Origin of the sequence: Trinickia soli (genome assembly GCF_002879855.1) — a bacterium.
Lineage (GTDB): Bacteria > Pseudomonadota > Gammaproteobacteria > Burkholderiales > Burkholderiaceae > Trinickia > Trinickia soli.
Map to the genome: position 1 here is coordinate 126,734 of NZ_PNYB01000007.1, position 16,030 is coordinate 142,763.

The window sequence follows — 16,030 nt, forward strand, 5'->3', positions numbered from 1 at the left end:
AGAAGGAGAAAATCCAGCATGGCCGAATCCTATTTTCCGCGTTGGCGCGTCGCGCCGCGCGCTTCCGAAGGCCGCGTGGTCGCGCCCGACGAACGTCTGCCCTGGCCGCAGACGCTCGCCATGGGCGTGCAGCACGTCGTGGCGATGTTCGGCTCGACCGTGCTCGCCCCGCTGCTGATGGGCTTCGATCCCAATCTGTGCATTCTCATGTCCGGCATCGGCACGCTCCTGTTCTTCGTGCTCGTCGGCGGCCGCGTGCCGAGCTACCTGGGGTCGAGTTTCTCGTTCATCGGGCTCGTCATTGCCGTGACCGGCTACGCGGGACACGGCCCGAACATGAACATTCCCGTCGCGCTCGGCGGCATCGTCGTATGCGGGGTGGTCTATGCGATCATCGGACTCATCGTGGCGGCAGTCGGCACGAGGTGGATCGAAACGCTGATGCCGCCCGTCGTGACGGGATCGATCGTCGCCGTCATCGGGCTCAACCTCGCACCGATTGCGGTCAAGGGCGTGAGCGGCTCGATTTTCGATTCGTGGATGGCCATCGTCACTGTGCTCAGCGTCGGGATCGTCGCGGTGTTCACGCGCGGCATGATGCAGCGCCTGCTGATCCTCGTAGGCCTGCTGATCGCCTACGCCATCTACGCCATCGCCACGAACGGCATGGGGCTCGGCAAACCGGTCGATTTCGCGATGGTCGCGAATGCCGCCTGGTTCGGCATGCCGCATTTTTCGGCGCCGGTGTTCGACACGCACGCAATGCTGCTGCTCGCGCCCGTCGCCGTCATTCTGGTCGCTGAAAACCTCGGTCACATCAAGGCCGTCAGCGCCATGACGGGGCAAAACCTCGATCGCTATATCGGTCGCGCTTTCGTTGGCGACGGCCTCGCGACGATCGTCTCCGGCTTCGCCGGCGGTACGGGCGTGACGACCTATGCGGAAAATATCGGCGTGATGGCCGTGACGAAGATCTACTCGACGCTCGTGTTCGTCGTGGCGGCCGTCATCGCGCTCGTGCTCGGCTTCTCGCCGAAGTTCGGCGCGCTGATCGAAACGATTCCCGGGCCCGTGCTCGGCGGCGTCTCGATCGTCGTCTTCGGCCTCATTGCAGTGACGGGCGCGCGCATCTGGGTCGTCAATAAAGTCGACTTCTCCGATAACCGCAACCTGATCGTCGCAGCCGTCACGCTCGTGGTCGGCGCGGGCAACTTCTCGCTCCAGATCGGCGGATTCGCGCTCGGCGGCATCGGCACGGCCACCTTCGGCGCGATTCTCTTGTACGCATTGCTGCGCCGCGAAATGGCGCGCGGCCCGGTGCTCTAAGCGTCATCTGTGCGCCGCGGCGCGTCCGTATGCACCGCGGCGGTGCGCGCGGGCGCTTGCTGCGGCGCCTTTGTCCCGACATCGCGCACGGACGGCAGGTCCAATGCCTTGAACCTGCCCGCGCTGCATTGATCGGTCCGCGTCATTGCGACAGCGTGCGCATGGACCTTGCTTTCGTCCCGGCTACCACTACAGTAAAAGATTCGAGGGAGCCGTCGATGAAGTCGTTCGTCTATCACTTTCTCACCCTATCTGCGTACGTCGGTCGCGACGTCCGCGTCTGCCGCGAGTGGAGTTCGCCATGGTGAGTTCCGTGCGGGAAAGCAGCACAACGGCGCCGCAGGCGCTCGAACGTGATCTGATATCGGGGCAGCAGCGCTACGCGCTGCGTCATCGCGACCTGACGCTCACCAGCGTGTTCCAGCCGATTTTCAGCCTGTCGCATTTGCGTGCCGTGGGCTACGAGGGTTTGCTGCGCGCGCATGACATCTTCGATCGGCCGGTGCCGCCGCTCGACGTGTTCGGCGATGCGGCGCGCCAGGGCGAACTTCATTATGTCGACCGCTTGGCGCAGTCGCTGCATCTGGAAAACTTCAAGACGCTACACGCTGAGCGCGAGTGGTTGTTCCTGAATGTCCATGCGGGCGCGCTGACCGATTCGTATCATGCGGCTGCGTTTCGCGCGCATCTGGATCGGCTCGAACTGTCGCCGCGGCGCATCGTGCTCGAACTGCAGGCCGTGCGTGCCGAAGATTTCGACAAGCTGGCCGACGAAGCGCGCCGTTTTCGCGAGCAGGGCTTCCTGGTCGCGCTCGACGATTTCGGCGCGGGCGATTCGAATCTCGAACGAATCTGGCAGCTCGATCCGGACATCGTCAAAGTCGATCGCATGATGCTCTCGCAGGCGGCGCATCGTACGCAGGCGGCGGCGATTTTGCCGGGCTTCGTGGCGATGTTGCATGAGGCCGGCAAGCTCGTGCTGATCGAAGGCGTCGAAACGGAGCACGAAGCGCAGCTCGCTTTTTCCTGTGACGCGGATTTCGTTCAGGGTTTTCACTTCGGCCGGCCGAGTCCCGCCTCGGCCGACAGTGCTTATGCGGCCGAGCGCATCGCGGCGCTCGTCGAGCGCCACCGCGCGCAGAACGAAGCGCGCGAGCGCGGGCGGGCGGGCCGGCTTGCGCCTTACCTGCGCGCCTTCGAACGTGCGGGCGAACGTCTTGTGCAAGGCGAGCCGCTCGAAGAAGTGTGCTGGAACTTCCTCGCACTCGATCGCGCGGCGCGCTGCTTCCTGCTCGACGAGCAAGGCCGCCAAACCGGCCGCAACGTCGTGCTGCGCGCGGATCGTGCGGGTCACGAAGCGCGCTTCCTTCCCGTGGTCGACGCGCAGGGCGCCAATTGGATGCGGCGCCCTTACTTCAACGCGGCTATCGATGCACCCGATCGCATCCATGCGACGAAGCCGTACCTGTCGATCAACGAAGCGCTTCCTTGCGTGACGCTGTCGATGGCCGTGCGTATCGGCGAGCGGCAATGCGTGCTGTGCGGCGACATCGACTGGCACGAGGATGAAGCCCGCAGTTGAGCTTGCGCGGTATGCCGATGCCGCCGCAGCCGTCGTTACGTTTTCGTGACTGCCTTGATCCGCTTTGATCTGCGTGGTTCGACGCCTATTATTGGAACAGGCGCGGCCGGCGCATCAATTGTGCGAGGCGATCGCGGCGCGTGTATTGCTACCTGCGATGCGCGTGTCCGCGGTCGCGCATCGACTTCGCTGTACTGACGGCCGAGACGCGCTCCCATCCATAACAAGCACAAGGAGCACAGAAATGATGGTTCGGCATTCCGACGCGTCGCGCGTGGTCGACGGTCTGCGGCGAGCGGCGCTGGCGGGCATGGGTGCAGTCGCGTTATCGGTCGCGGCCTCGCCTGACGCTGCGCTTGCACAAGAGACGATCAGGATCGGGGTGCCCGTGCCGCTCTCCGGCGGTTACTCGTCAGCCGGCAAGGACATCTTGAACGGTGCGCAACTCGCCGCCGATGAAATCAACAGCCAGGGCGGCGTGCTTGGCAAGAAGATCGAACTCGTGCAGGCAGACGACGAATGCGACGCCGACAAAGCCGCCCAGGCTGCGCAAATGCTCGTGGACAAGGGTGTCGTGGCCGTGGCGGGCGGCTATTGCTCGAGCGCGGCGCTGCCCGAGCTGCGTATCTTCCACGGCGCAGGTCTCGCCTATGTGATGGATGCGTCGACGAATCCCGAACTGACGGAGAAAGGGTGGGACAACGCCTTTCGTACAATCGGTCGAGACGACGAACAAGGCCCATTCGCTGCCAAGCTCATGAAAGAGGTTTTGCACGCGAAGACAGTGGCCGTGATCAACGACAACACGACGTACTCGAAGGGGCTGGCCGACAATGCCGTCAATGCGCTGAAGCAGCAGGGTATCGAAGTCGTCTACAACGATGCGGTGACGCCCGGGCAGATCGATTACGGGGACGTCGCGAAGCAGGTGGCGGCGTTGAAACCGGACGTCATCTACTACACGGGCTACTACCCCGAGGCGGCGCTGCTTGCAAAGGACTTCCGGCAACTGAAGCTGCCCGTCAAACATCTGATGGGCGGCGACGGCACGACGGAGCCGACGCTGATCAAAGCGGCCGATGGCGCGGCCAAAGACATGATCTGTACCACGGCTCCGTTGCCGCAATTCCTGATGAATGAGAAAGCGCGGCGCTTCGTCGTGCGCTACAAGAAGGCCTATGGCGTCGGGCCGGGTCCGTATTCGATCTACGAGTACGATGCCGTTGCCGTCACGGCGAAGGCGATCGCGGACGCTCGCTCGACCACGGCCGCGGACATCGTCGCCGCGCTACACAAGATCTCGGGGTTCAAAGGGGCGACAGGCGACATCACATTCAACGAAAAAGGCGATCGCACCAAAGCCGTTTATATGGCCGTCATCGTGAAAGGCGACAAATTCAAAGCCTTCCGGCAACTGGATGCGAGCGGCCGTTGGGTGCAGCCGAAATAGACAGCCGACTATCGAGGGGCGGCCGCCATCGTGCGCCGTCCGCCCCTCGCTTTCGTTCGCCTGCTTACTTTGCAACCACGACAGGAATGCCGCGCAGCGAGCCCGCGCCTTTCGTTTCGTCGAGTGCCTGCTGAACGGCCGCACTCGTCGTCGCATCGAGCCCGATGCGCGCAGCCAGGTCTCGCTCGATACGCTTCGCGCTCGCCAGATTGCGCAGCTTGACGTGGCCATAGCCGCGCACGCGCTGATGCAGCTCGGCGAGCTTGGTCACATCGTCGAGGTTCGCTGCGTTGAGCAGGGCGAAGGCGCGTTGCATCGTGCTCTCGTAGTCGTCGGCCAGCGCACGTTCCATACGCCGCTCGACCGTGCGGCCGAACGGATCGAGCGCCGTTGCGCGCAGCCCACGCCACTTTGCAAGCACGCCGAGCACGGGCCACAGCCATTGCCCGAAGGTCTGCTTACGCGGCGCCTGGCCCGCTTTGGCCTTGGCGAGCGCCGGCGGCGCGAGGTTGAATTTCACGCGAAAGTCTTTGCCGGCCGTGCCTTCGAACTGCGCTTCGAGCGCTTCGCGGAAGGCCGCATCGGTATATAAGCGCGCGACCTCGTATTCGTCCTTGACGGCAAGCAGGCGATAGAACGTCGCCGCGACGGCGCGGGCGAGTTGCGCGCCCGGTACGCGGCCGTCGGCCTGCCGAGCCGCATCGACGAGCGCGCGATAGCGCTGCACGTAGCGCGGGCCGCCGTAAGCGGCAAGGCGCGCTTCGCGGTCGGCAACGAGCGCGTCGAGATCGCCGCCTTCATCGGTTCGCTCGCCCGTTGCATCTGCGCCGGGTTCGCTGCGGGCGCCGCGTGCGCCATGGCGTTCGGCCCACAGCGCTTCGAGCGCCGCGGGATCGCCCGCGGCGAGACGGCCGACGGCGAATGCCAGCTTGTTCATCGGCACCGCGACGTTGTTCAGCTCGATGGCGCGCATGAGCGCCGCGTGCGACACGGGCACGAGCCCCAGCTGCCACGCGTAGCCGAGCATGAGGATGTTCGCGCCGATCGTGTCGCCGAGAAACTTCGCGGCCAGCGCCTGGGCGTCGCACGTCGACATGTATTCGTCGCCCGCCGCGTCGCGCATTTTGTCGATGAGCGCATCGGCGTGCAGGTTGGCGTCCGGGTCGTTGACGAACGAGGCATTCGGGATCGGATGCGTGTTGACGACGATCCGCGTGCGGCCGTGGCGTACCGTCTGCAACGCGTCGGAGCTTGCGCCGACGACCATGTCGCAGGCAAGCAGCACGTCGGCCTGTTGCGTGTCGATACGCACCTGGTTCAGCCACTCGTCGCGCGCGGCGAAACGCACGAACGAAAGGACCGAGCCACCCTTCTGCGCAAAGCCCATGAAGTCGAGCACCGACGCACTCTTGCCTTCGAGGTGGGCTGCCATGCTGATCAGCGCGCCGACCGTCACGACGCCGGTGCCGCCCACGCCCGTCACGAGTATGTCGTACGGCGCCGCATCGAGGCCGGCGCGCGGCGCCGGCAATGCATCGACTCTGCGAGCGAGCGCCGCTTCATCGAATGCGGCGCCGGCCGCCTTCTTGAGCTTGCCGCCTTCGATCGTCACGAAGCTCGGGCAGAAGCCGTTCACGCACGAATAGTCCTTGTTGCACGACGATTGGTCGATGCGACGCTTGCGCCCGAGCGGCGTTTCCACCGGTTCGACCGACAGGCAGTTCGACTGCACGCCGCAATCGCCGCATCCCTCGCAGACGGCCTCGTTGATGAAAAGACGTTTGTCCGGGTCGGGGAATTCGCCTTTCTTGCGGCGACGGCGCTTTTCGGCGGCGCAGGTCTGATCGTAGATGAGCACCGTCACGCCCTGCGTTTCGCGCAGTTCGCGCTGCACGGCATCGAGTTCGCGCCGGTGGTGGAATGTCGTGCCTTGCGGGAACAGCCCGTGATGGCCGTCGTACTTCTCGGGCTCGTCGGAGACGACGACGAAGCGCGAGACGCCTTCGGCCTCGACCTGACGCGCGATTTGCGGCACCGAAATGCTGCCGTCGACCGGTTGGCCGCCCGTCATCGCGACGGCGTCGTTGTAGAGAATCTTGTAGGTGATGTTCGTTTTCGCGGCTACGGCTTGCCGGATCGCGAGGATGCCCGAATGGAAATAGGTGCCGTCGCCGAGATTTTGAAAAACGTGCCTGGTCTTCGTGAACATCGAATGCGAGGCCCAATCCACGCCTTCGCCGCCCATCTGAATGAGGCCCGTGGTGCTGCGATCCATCCACGACGCCATGAAATGACACCCGATGCCGGCATGGGCGATGGAGCCTTCGGGCACTTTCGTCGATGTATTGTGCGGGCAGCCCGAGCAGAAGTACGGCGTGCGACGCACGGCGTCCGCGGCGTTCGAGAGGATCTTCGGCGCGACGAGGTCGACGACGCGTTCGCGTCGATCGAGCGCGGGTTTGTGCCGTGCGAGCCACTGTGCGAAGACGGGTAGCACGCGTGAGGGGCGCAGTTCACCCAGCGACGACAGTAGCGGCGCGCCGCTCGCATCGTGCTTGCCGACGATGGTCGGGCGCGTGTCGGCTGCGCGGTTGTAGAGGTAGTCCTTGATCTGCTGCTCGACCACGGGCCCTTTCTCTTCGATGACCAGCACTTCCGTGAGGCCTTCGACGAACGTGTCGATGCGTGTCATTTCGAGCGGGAAAGACAGCCCGACTTTATAGATGCGTACGCCCGCGGCGTCGAGGTCGGCCACCGTCAGATCGAGCCGGCGCAGGGCTTCCATGAGGTCGAGGTGGGCCTTGCCGCAGGTGACGATGCCGACGTTCGCGCGCGGACTTGCCGCGATCCACTTGTCGATGCTGTTGGTGCGGGCGAACGTGCGCACGGCGTCGAGCTTCGCCGCGAGGCGCGCTTCGATCGTGAGGCTCGGCAGATCGGGCCAGCGGTTGTGCAGGCCACCCGAGGGTGGCGCGTAATCGCTGGGAGCAGGCCAGTGCGTGGTCAGTGCGTCGAGATCGACGGTGGCGCCCGATTCGACCGTCTCCGAGATCGCCTTGAAGCCGACCCATGCGCCGGAAAAGCGCGACAGTGCGAAGCCATAGGTGCCGAATTCGAGCATGTCGGCGATATGCGACGGATTCACGATCGGCATGTGCCACGCCATCATCGAGAAATCGCTCTGATGCGGCATGGACGAGGAAACGCAGCCGTGATCGTCGCCGGCTACGACGAGGACGCCGCCGTGCGGCGACGAGCCGTAGGCGTTGCCGTGTTTGAGCGCATCGCCGGCGCGATCGACGCCGGGGCCTTTGCCGTACCACATGGCGAAGACGCCATCGACGGTGCGCTCGGGATCGGCTTCGACGCGCTGCGTGCCGAGCACGGCCGTGCCGCCGAGTTCTTCGTTGATGGCGGGCAGAAAGCGGACGTCGTTCGCGTCGAGCAGCTTCTTTGCTTTCCACATCTGCTGATCGACCATGCCGAGCGGCGACCCGCGATAGCCGCTGACGAAGCCGGCCGTGTTCCAGCCGAGCGCGCGGTCGATCTCGCGCTGCATCAGCATGATGCGCACGATCGCTTGCGTCCCGGTCAGGAAAATGCGGCCGTGGGTGGCCGTCAGGTTATCGGTGAGGCGGTAGTCGGATAGGGCGGGCGCGCCGTCGATCGGCAGGCGGGCGGTCATGGTGGTGTCTCCTTGAGGCTCTTGTATGCCCCGTCCAAAGCGGCGACCGGCCGAAGGCGAACGACGCTCATCTGGCGCGGGGGCAGAAGGCTCTATTCTTTAGCGGCGAGGGGGGAGGATTTTTGCTATCTGATCTTGGCCAAGTCGATGGTGTGGTAGTTTGTGCGCGTCAGTGGCTGGATCGGAGAAGAAATTTTCGGCAGCTTCCGAAGGAGGAAAAATGCAACGCCCCAGCTTCATCCGCAACTGGACCGAACTCGAGAATGAAGACAATGCCCACTACAAGGGCGACACCGAACTGTTGGCGATTGGCGCACCGCTCGCGGAAAAGCTCGGGCTGACGCGGATCGGCATTCACCACCTGCGCTTGCCGCCCGGACGCCGCACCTCTTACCCGCACGCGGAAAGCGCCGAAGAAGAGTTCGTCTATGTACTCGAAGGCACCCCGGACGCGTGGATCGACGGGCATCTGCATCGGCTTGCGCCAGGCGATGCTGTCGGTTTTCCGGCCGGCACCGGTATTTGCCACACGTTCATCAACAATACCGATGAGGAGGTTCGGCTCATCGTCGTCGGCGAACGACCCAAGCCGGAAAATCGCATCCGCTACCCGCGCAATGAAGCGCACGAGGCAACACGGTCCGACCGTTGGACCGATTGGCCCGGGCGCGAATTGGGTCCGCATGACGGCTTGCCCGACGTTCGACGTGAGACGGGCCGGCTGGGCGAGTAGGTCGTACGAGTGATCGCCAGCGAGGCGATGTCCCGATGGTGCGCCCGCTTTCGTCGGTGCAATGCCTGCCGACTATGGCGAATCGGCCGTCGTTGCGTGCGTTCCGTCGAGCGGCGCGACCTCGTCGAACTTCGCGTAGTCGATGTGCGTGATCCCATCCTCGTCGTCGTGCAGCAGGTCGAGGAAGCGGTGTTGCCAGCGGATGTCCTCGTGGCTCCAATTGTGGCGACCGTACATCGTCTGTGTCGTCGTCTCGTCCGCGCCCTCGATCATCAGCATCAGCGATGCTTCGCATGCGGCGAGGCTTTCCGCCGTTTCACCGTAGAGCGGGCTGCTTTCGTCGATCACATGCATGAGATTCCAGCCGAGCAGGAAGGTCGGATGCTGCTCGCGCACGAGCTTCAAATCGAGAATGCGCCAAAGCGGGTAACCTTCCGGCTTCGTTTCGTGCCGCATCAGCCGCAGCTTCGCCTTCGCTTCGACGATAAAGTTCTGGCGCGCGTTGGCCGCGCGCAGCATCAACGTCGGTTTGCCGTCGAGCGGCCGGATCACGGCATAACGGGCGAAGATGATCCGCGCACGCGGGCGCGAAAAACGCACGAAGATAAGGCCCGTCGCCAACGCAATGCTCGACATGCCTGTGAAGATTTCAAGCGTCGCGATCGCGTGCGCGTAGACGGTCTGCGGATGCATGTCGCCGTAGCCGACGGTCGCCAGCGTTTCCACACTGAAGAAGAACGCGCCGAGGAAGCCTTGCGGCGATTGATTCGCGATCGGTGCGTGCCCGCATAAATACAGCGCGGCGAAGACGGTGTTCAGCAGGACGAAGAACGCGGCCATCGAGCCGAAGAACGCCGGCCAAGTCGCCGTCAGGGCGCGATGGTAGAGGTCGAGGCTCGTGCTGCCGGGCATGCCGTGCGTGATGACGGTGCCTGTTCCCGTGCGCAGCAGCCGGCCTCCCTTGCCGCCTGCCGCGCGCCGCTTGGGCGCCGGGCGTGCATGGGGCGAGCGGGGCACGTGCGGCGCGCCAGCGCCGGGGGACGCCGCGTGGGCGTTGGCGTGAGAGTGAACCGGGTTGTGCGTATCGGTTGCCATCGAGGCGGCCCGTCATCGTGAACGGGCGCAGCGTAGCATGCGCAGCCCGCACGCGCGACTACGGAAACGCCCGGGGTTTCGGCACGCCCGCACCGCGGTCGATGTCGGCCCGCGCTTGCCGGTGCGCGGCTTCGATGGCCTCGGTGACATTGCCGTAACCGGCGTCGCCGCCGACGGTCGTCCAGCGCTGCACGGGCTTGTCTTGCTGCCGGATTTCGTACTCGGCGTCCCAGCGCGCGGCTTCGAGCTCAATGGGCCGCACATGAATCGAATAGACACCGTAAGCAAAGAGTTCTTCGGTCATCTTGAACCTCCATTCGCCGTACTGCGGCGCGCGTTCGGAACGCAAGGAAGGGCGGCGCGAACCTTGCGCGCCGCGCGGCTGCTACGTCGGCTACAACTCCAGTTCGCCCAGGATCTGATGCGCGAGCGCTTTGGCTTCTTCGAGTGCCTCGGAGACGGTCGCACTCACGCCTTTGACTTCGTAGACCGTCGTCTCGGGTTCGGTCGCGTCGTCGCGGGAGAGATGGACGACGCCCTGGAACCGGCCGTCGTCGAGCTGCTGCACACCCGCCGTGGCCGTGTAGATGCCTTTCGTATAGGTGACGTCTTCCATGATCATGCTCCCGTAGGGACGCGTGAATTTATCGTAGCACGCGTGTAGCGGGCGCACCCGGGCGGAGCGTTCGCGTTCGCGCTTGCGAAGCGGCCGAGCGACGCGGTCGGCCCGATCAGGCCGATCCGCATGAGCGCAGTTTTACTGCAGCAGTGCAACGATCTCGTCGAGCGACGGCGAATGCGCGCCCGCGTGCCGACACGCGGCGGCACCCGCCGCCAGCGCGAACGCCAGATGGTCGAGCCAGCCGCGCTCGGGACGCTCCATCAGACTGAACAGCAGGCCGCCGATCGAGGCGTCGCCCGCGCCCACCGTATCGACCACTTCGACGCGCGGCGGCATCGCCGCGATCGTCTCGTTCGGGGCCAGCAGCGTCGCCGGACCCGAGCCGCGTGTGACGAGCACCGTGGCCGCGGGATTCATCGCGCGCAGCGTGTCCAACGCGGTGTCCTCGTCCGTGCCGAACAGACAGCGCAAGTCCTCGTCGGAAACCTTGATCAGATCGGCCAGCGAAGCCATCGTCTCGAGCATCGGGCGGTAGCCGTGCGCCATCAGATTGCGGTAGTTCGGATCGAAGCTGATGCGCACGCCTTTCGCGCGCAAATCGGCCGCCAAGGTCGCGAGCGTGGCCGAAAGCGGAGCCCGCGCCAGACTGATGCCGCCAAAGTGCGCCCAGCGGGCCGCGCCCATCCAACCTTCGGGCAACGATTCAGGATCGAACGCGAGGTCGGCGCTCGCATCGCCAATGAAAAAATAAGCAGGCGGGTGCGTTTGATGAACGATCGCGAGCAGCGGCGCGCGATCGATGCGCTGCAAGAAGCGCAAATCGAACCCGGCGGCCTCGCTCGCGCGCCATAGTTCATCGGAAAAACAATCGACGCCGATCGATCCGGCGAATGCCGTCGGCACGCCCAACCGCGCCATCGCACGCGCGACGTTCCAGCCAGCCCCGCCGGGGTGCGAGCGCCATTGGTCGCCGTCCATGCGAACGAGGTCGGTCAGAATGTCGCCTGCGCTGATAAACAGCGGAAAGCCGGCGCGCTCAACGCCAGTCGCGGCCGATGACGCGCTCATTGCGCTCGATGTTTGCATAGATTGTCCGTTCAAGCGCGATTTGCGTAATCGCCGCCGTTACCTTGTCCGTTACCGTGTGCGTGGCCGTTGCCGCGGCCGGCCGGCCGCGTCGCCGCAGCCCAGGCCTGCGCTTCTCCATTCGGCTGCGCGCTTCCATCGGCGATCGCATTCGTTTCACCGAGCGCGTTCAGCACCTCGTAGCAGGCCCCCATCGTGTGATAGTCGGTCTTGCCGGCCGGGCTCTTCTCGTCGCTGTACTTGCGGTTGTCGCACGTGAGAATGCGGTACCAGGCGCCATAGCGATGGTCGACGAAATGCGTCCAGCTATAACTCCAGAGTTCTTCGTACCAGTCCCAGAAGCGTTCGCTGCCCGTGCGATGGCCGAGCAGCGCGGCCGTCGCCAGCGTTTCCGCTTGCACCCAGAAGTACTTATCGTGATCGCAGATTTTGCCGTCGGGTCCGAAGCCGTAGCAAAGGCCGCCATGCTCGTCGTCCCAGGCATGCGTGAGCGCCGCATCGAACAGTTCGACGGCGCGTGGCAACAGCCACGGCAGCGGACGATGACGTTCGAGAATCAGCAGCAGCTTGGCCCACTCGGTTTGATGCCCCGGCTGGAAGCCCCACGGACGAAAAATGTTCGAACTGTCTTCTTCGTTGTAATGCCAGTCGACCGACCAGTCGGCATGGAAGTGTTCCCAGACCAGCCCGTGCGAGAGCTTGGCCTGGCGTTCGGTGATATTCGTGGCCACGCGCTCGGCGCGGTTGAGATAGACGAGATGCCCGGTCGCCTCGTAGGCCGCCAGCAATGCTTCGGTCGTGTGCATATTCGCGTTCTGGCCGCGATAAGTCGACACGTGCCAGTCGGGCGTGGCTTCGTCGGCGTAGAGGCCGGCGGCGGGATCCCAGAAGCGACGCTCCATCAACTCGAACGTTTCCGCAATCTGCAGGCGCGCCTCTTCGATGCCGGCCATCGCCGCATGCGCTTGCGCCAGCAGGACGAACGCGAGGCCATAGCAATGGCGCGTGCCGTCGATCGTGCGCTTTTCCCGGTTGCGCCATTCGATCTCCCAGTCGTAGCCGCGATGCTCCGGATCCCAGTGCGCGTCGCGCAGGAAGGCAAGGCCGTGGCGCGCGTACTCGAGGTATTGCGGATCGCGAAAGTGCCGGTAGGCCATCGCGTAGTTGAACACGAAGCGGCAACTGCTCACGAGATGGCGGGACGTGCGGTTATAGACGGAGCCGTCGTCCTTGAAATAATGGTAGAAGCCGCCCGACGGGTCGTGGACCGTCGGCGCATAGAACGCGAGCGTGTCGGCCACGTGCTCGAGCAAGAATGCGCGATCGCGAAAGTTAGCGACGGGCGGCACCATCGTATTGGTATGGACAGCGCCGAGCGCCGATCGGTTGCTTCGAGGGGCGTTGGGAAGCTTCGTCATGATGTGGTTTCCGATTCGATGCTGGTTGCGCCGAGCGTGTGCTGCACGCTGGCATCGCCGACAGTGCTGGCCCGCGCGACGAGTCGGACCGGCAGCCGCACCGTCAGCTCGCCGGGGGTGTCCTCGAGCAGAAGTTGCACGCCGCGTACGCCGAGCGCTTCCTTGTCGGTCGCGATCGTGGTCAGCGCGGGGGTGGCCTGGGCGGCCGCCGGGATATCGTCGAAGCCGACGAACGCAATATCCTCGGGCACGCGCAAGCCGCGTGCGAGCACGACGCGCATGGCGGCCAGCGCGGCGACGTCGTTATAGGCGAACACGGCCGTCGGCCTGCGCTCTGGACCGTGTGTGTCGAGCAGCCGCTGCATGGCGAGCGCCGCGCCTTCGTCGGGCGGCAGATGCGCGTCGATCGACGTTTCGAGCGAAGGATCGAACAGCAAGCCGGCCTCGAAGAATGCGCGCCGATAACCGAGCGCGCGCTGCGCGATGCTGTAGTGCGCCAGCGAGCCGCCGATAAACGCGACGCGCTTGCGCCCCAGGGCGAACAAGTGCCGCATCGCCAACACGGCCCCCTCGGCGTTGTCGAGATTGACCGAGCGCAGGTTGGGCGCCCATAGGTCGATCAGCACGAGCGGGCGCTGCATCGCGGCGGCGGCCGCCAGCGTTTCCGGTTCGACGAAACCCGCCACGGCAATCGCGTCGGGCGCGTGCAGGCGCAGTTGCTCGGCGACATCTTCGGTAGGCCCGGCCGTCAGCAACGACGGCACGATGCCGTGCGCGCGGCAGGCGTCTTCCACGCCGTGCAGGACATGCGAGAAGAACGGGCTCGCGCCGAAGTTGTTGTGCTGACGGTGCAGCAGGAACGTCAGGCGGCGGATGCGCGGGCGCAGTTGCGCCGCATCGTAGCCGAGCCGTTGCGCCGTTTCGACCACGCGCAGCCTGGTCGCTTCGGACAGGCCCGGTTGATTTTTCAGCGCGCGCGACACCGTGCCGATCGACACGTTCGCCGCGCGGGCGATGTCGCGAATCGTGGTGGCCATCGTTGCTCGTCAGGAGGGTCGGGATGCGGCCGATTGTATAGTAAAAACCGCAAAAACGTGCCTGCCTTGAGCTACATGATTGCCCTTATGCGTTGATAGGGCGGTGATTCTGGAACATTTTACTGTTTAGTAAAAATTGCTAAACGTGAGCTTCGCGCGCATGCATCATCGCGGCGCCTTCTTCGAGCCCGATGACGAACAGCCCGCTGTCGGCCTGCTTCGCGCGATGCTTGGCCAGGGCCGCCACCGAGGCGATTTCCTCGCTGCCGTAGCGCGTGTCTTCCTCGACGTTGGCGTCGACCCGTACGCAGCCGATGGCCATCGTCACGAACCCGAAGAACGTCGGATTGCCGCGCCGGTCTTCTCCGTGGATACCGCCGGCGTCGCGATCCTCATCCGCATAGAACCGCAGGGCGCCCTGATTGAACGCATCGATCGCACGCTCGATCCGGTCCCGCCAATCATCGCTTTGGAACAGGATCAGGAAGTCGTCGCCGCCGACGTGGCCCAGGAAATCGCGGGTCGGGTCGCACACGTCCGCCAGCACGGCGGCCGCGAATTTCAACACTTCGTCGCCTTGCCAATAGCCGTAGCGGTCGTTGAAAGGCTTGAAGTGATTGAGATCGACGTAGCAGGCGTAAAACTGCACGCGGTGGCCGACGAGGCGGGCGATGTGCGAACTGATCGGAATGTTGCCCGGCAGGAACGTGAGCGGGTTGGCGTAGCGCGCCGCTTCGATGCGCACCTCCGTGACGGCGCGCACGAGGCTTTCTCCCGTGCCAAGGCCTACATAGCGTCCTTCGTCGGTGATGACGAAGCCGTCGGCCAGGTAGCGTTGATCGTCGCTTGCGAGCAGCTTGGCCATCTGCTCCACGGTCATCGACTTTTCGATGAGCACGGGGGAAGCGTTGGCGAACAGCATGCAGGGACGTTTGCCGAACAGCTCGCGGTGATACGGCAGCGCATAGCGGTCCATGAAACTGCGCCGGTTGATGAGCGCGATCGGCTTGTCGTGCTCGACCACGGCCAGCGCATGCAACGTCGGCAGGCGATTGAACAGATCGAGCACGTCGTTGTTCGTCGCGCTCGTGGGCAGTGCCGGCGCCGCAACGATCATCTTCGCGGCGGCCATGCCGCCCGAGGGTGAGCTGGCGACGGGCGAGCGCGTTGCGCCCGGGAACACGGCAATATGGCCCGCCCCGAGCGCTTCGCGTGCCGGCTCGGCCAGTTTGCGCGCGGCGCGCGGGTCCGGCCTGCCGATCAGGAAGCCCTGGCCGAGCGCAATGCCCATATCGCGCACGACGATCAGATCGGCCGCGTTTTCGATCCCCTCGGCCACGAGCCGCGCGCCGCTTGCCTGCGCGAAATGCTGCATCGCGCGCACGGCTTCGAACTTGAGCGGGTCGTTAGCGATGTCGTCGATAAAGAAACGATCGATTTTGACGACGTCCGGTTGCAGGCGTACCCAAAGGTTCATGCTGGCGTTGGCCGTGCCGTAGTCGTCGAGCGCAAACCCGACGCCGGTTGCGCGCAGCGCCGCGATCGCGGGCGCGAAGCTGCGGACATCCGCGATCGTGCTTTGCTCGGTCAGCTCGAGCACGAGCCGATCGACGCCGAGACCTTGCCGTTTCAGCCAATCGACCGTGCTGTCGTGGGTCGGCCCGAGTGCGACGAGGGCGTCGGCGCTGAAATTCAAAAACAGCTTGCCCTCGCATCCGAGCTCCGTAAAGGCGGTCACGCAGGCGCGTGCGGCTGCGTGCTCGAGCGCAACGGACTGCCCTTCATGGGAGGCGCGTTCGAACAACGCACCCGGCGTTTCAAGCGGCGATCCGGCCGGGCCGCGGATGAGCCCTTCGTAACCGAGAATTGCGCCGCCGTCGAAATCGACGATCGGCTGGAAGACGGCGGTCAATGCTCGCCGACCGATCAGATCGGCGATGGTCGGTTCGCCCCACGGCGATGACTGGCTGAATGACATGACGGAACAACAAGCCCG

Annotated in this window: 12 protein-coding genes; 4 read left to right on the forward strand and 8 right to left on the reverse strand. The window is 64.8% G+C overall.

Translation table 11 applies throughout. The features are described from left to right. Positions 1-18 precede the first annotated feature (18 nt). The 3 genes from C0Z19_RS10310 (at position 19) to C0Z19_RS10320 (ending at position 4,358) form a co-directional block, all read left to right on the forward strand. Positions 19-1,326 (forward strand): solute carrier family 23 protein, encoded by a 1,308-nt coding sequence (locus C0Z19_RS10310; RefSeq protein ID WP_102609726.1) that lies wholly within the window; start codon positions 19-21, stop codon positions 1,324-1,326. Positions 1,327-1,627: 301 nt separating this feature from the next. After that, the gene (locus tag C0Z19_RS10315; protein ID WP_102609727.1) at positions 1,628-2,908 is read left to right on the forward strand and encodes an EAL domain-containing protein; all 1,281 of its coding nucleotides are present in this window, start codon (positions 1,628-1,630) and stop codon (positions 2,906-2,908) included. Between the two features lie 244 nt (positions 2,909-3,152). Then, positions 3,153-4,358, forward strand: coding sequence for a branched-chain amino acid ABC transporter substrate-binding protein (locus C0Z19_RS10320; protein WP_102609728.1), 1,206 nt, complete (start codon positions 3,153-3,155; stop codon positions 4,356-4,358). 64 nt (positions 4,359-4,422) lie between these two features. Here C0Z19_RS10320 and C0Z19_RS10325 read toward each other — a convergent pair whose 3' ends face one another. Beyond that, positions 4,423-8,043 carry an indolepyruvate ferredoxin oxidoreductase family protein gene (locus C0Z19_RS10325; RefSeq protein WP_102609729.1) on the reverse strand — a complete coding sequence of 1,207 codons (3,621 nt, stop codon included), beginning with the start codon at positions 8,041-8,043 and terminating at the stop codon, positions 4,423-4,425. Positions 8,044-8,263: 220 nt separating this feature from the next. On the opposite strand from C0Z19_RS10325, the gene C0Z19_RS10330 reads away from it, so the two are divergent. Beyond that, positions 8,264-8,776 (forward strand): cupin domain-containing protein, encoded by a 513-nt coding sequence (locus C0Z19_RS10330; protein WP_102609730.1) that lies wholly within the window; start codon positions 8,264-8,266, stop codon positions 8,774-8,776. Between the two features lie 72 nt (positions 8,777-8,848). Here the strand turns inward: C0Z19_RS10330 and C0Z19_RS10335 are convergent, their stop codons facing one another. From C0Z19_RS10335 to C0Z19_RS10365, 7 genes are all read right to left on the reverse strand, one after another. Beyond that, a complete protein-coding gene (locus C0Z19_RS10335) occupies positions 8,849-9,871 on the reverse strand; it encodes an ion channel (protein ID WP_102609731.1) in 1,023 nt (340 codons plus the stop codon). Positions 9,872-9,929: 58 nt separating this feature from the next. Then, the gene (locus tag C0Z19_RS10340) at positions 9,930-10,175 is read right to left on the reverse strand and encodes a DUF6566 family protein (RefSeq protein ID WP_102609839.1); all 246 of its coding nucleotides are present in this window, start codon (positions 10,173-10,175) and stop codon (positions 9,930-9,932) included. Positions 10,176-10,265: 90 nt separating this feature from the next. Beyond that, positions 10,266-10,487 (reverse strand): hypothetical protein, encoded by a 222-nt coding sequence (locus C0Z19_RS10345; RefSeq protein ID WP_102609840.1) that lies wholly within the window; start codon positions 10,485-10,487, stop codon positions 10,266-10,268. Between the two features lie 141 nt (positions 10,488-10,628). Further along, the gene (locus tag C0Z19_RS10350; RefSeq protein WP_102609841.1) at positions 10,629-11,561 is read right to left on the reverse strand and encodes a carbohydrate kinase family protein; all 933 of its coding nucleotides are present in this window, start codon (positions 11,559-11,561) and stop codon (positions 10,629-10,631) included. A 29-nt stretch (positions 11,562-11,590) separates the two neighbouring features. Next, entirely contained in the window at positions 11,591-12,931 is a 1,341-nt protein-coding gene (locus tag C0Z19_RS10355; protein WP_233196090.1) for an AGE family epimerase/isomerase, read from the reverse strand. Between the two features lie 62 nt (positions 12,932-12,993). Beyond that, positions 12,994-14,034: a LacI family DNA-binding transcriptional regulator gene (locus C0Z19_RS10360; protein ID WP_102609733.1), complete on the reverse strand. Its 1,041-nt coding sequence runs from the start codon at positions 14,032-14,034 to the stop codon at positions 12,994-12,996. A gap of 139 nt (positions 14,035-14,173) precedes the next feature. Continuing rightward, positions 14,174-16,012, reverse strand: a complete 1,839-nt coding sequence (locus C0Z19_RS10365) for an EAL domain-containing protein (protein ID WP_102609734.1) — start codon at positions 16,010-16,012, stop codon at positions 14,174-14,176. Positions 16,013-16,030 lie beyond the last annotated feature (18 nt).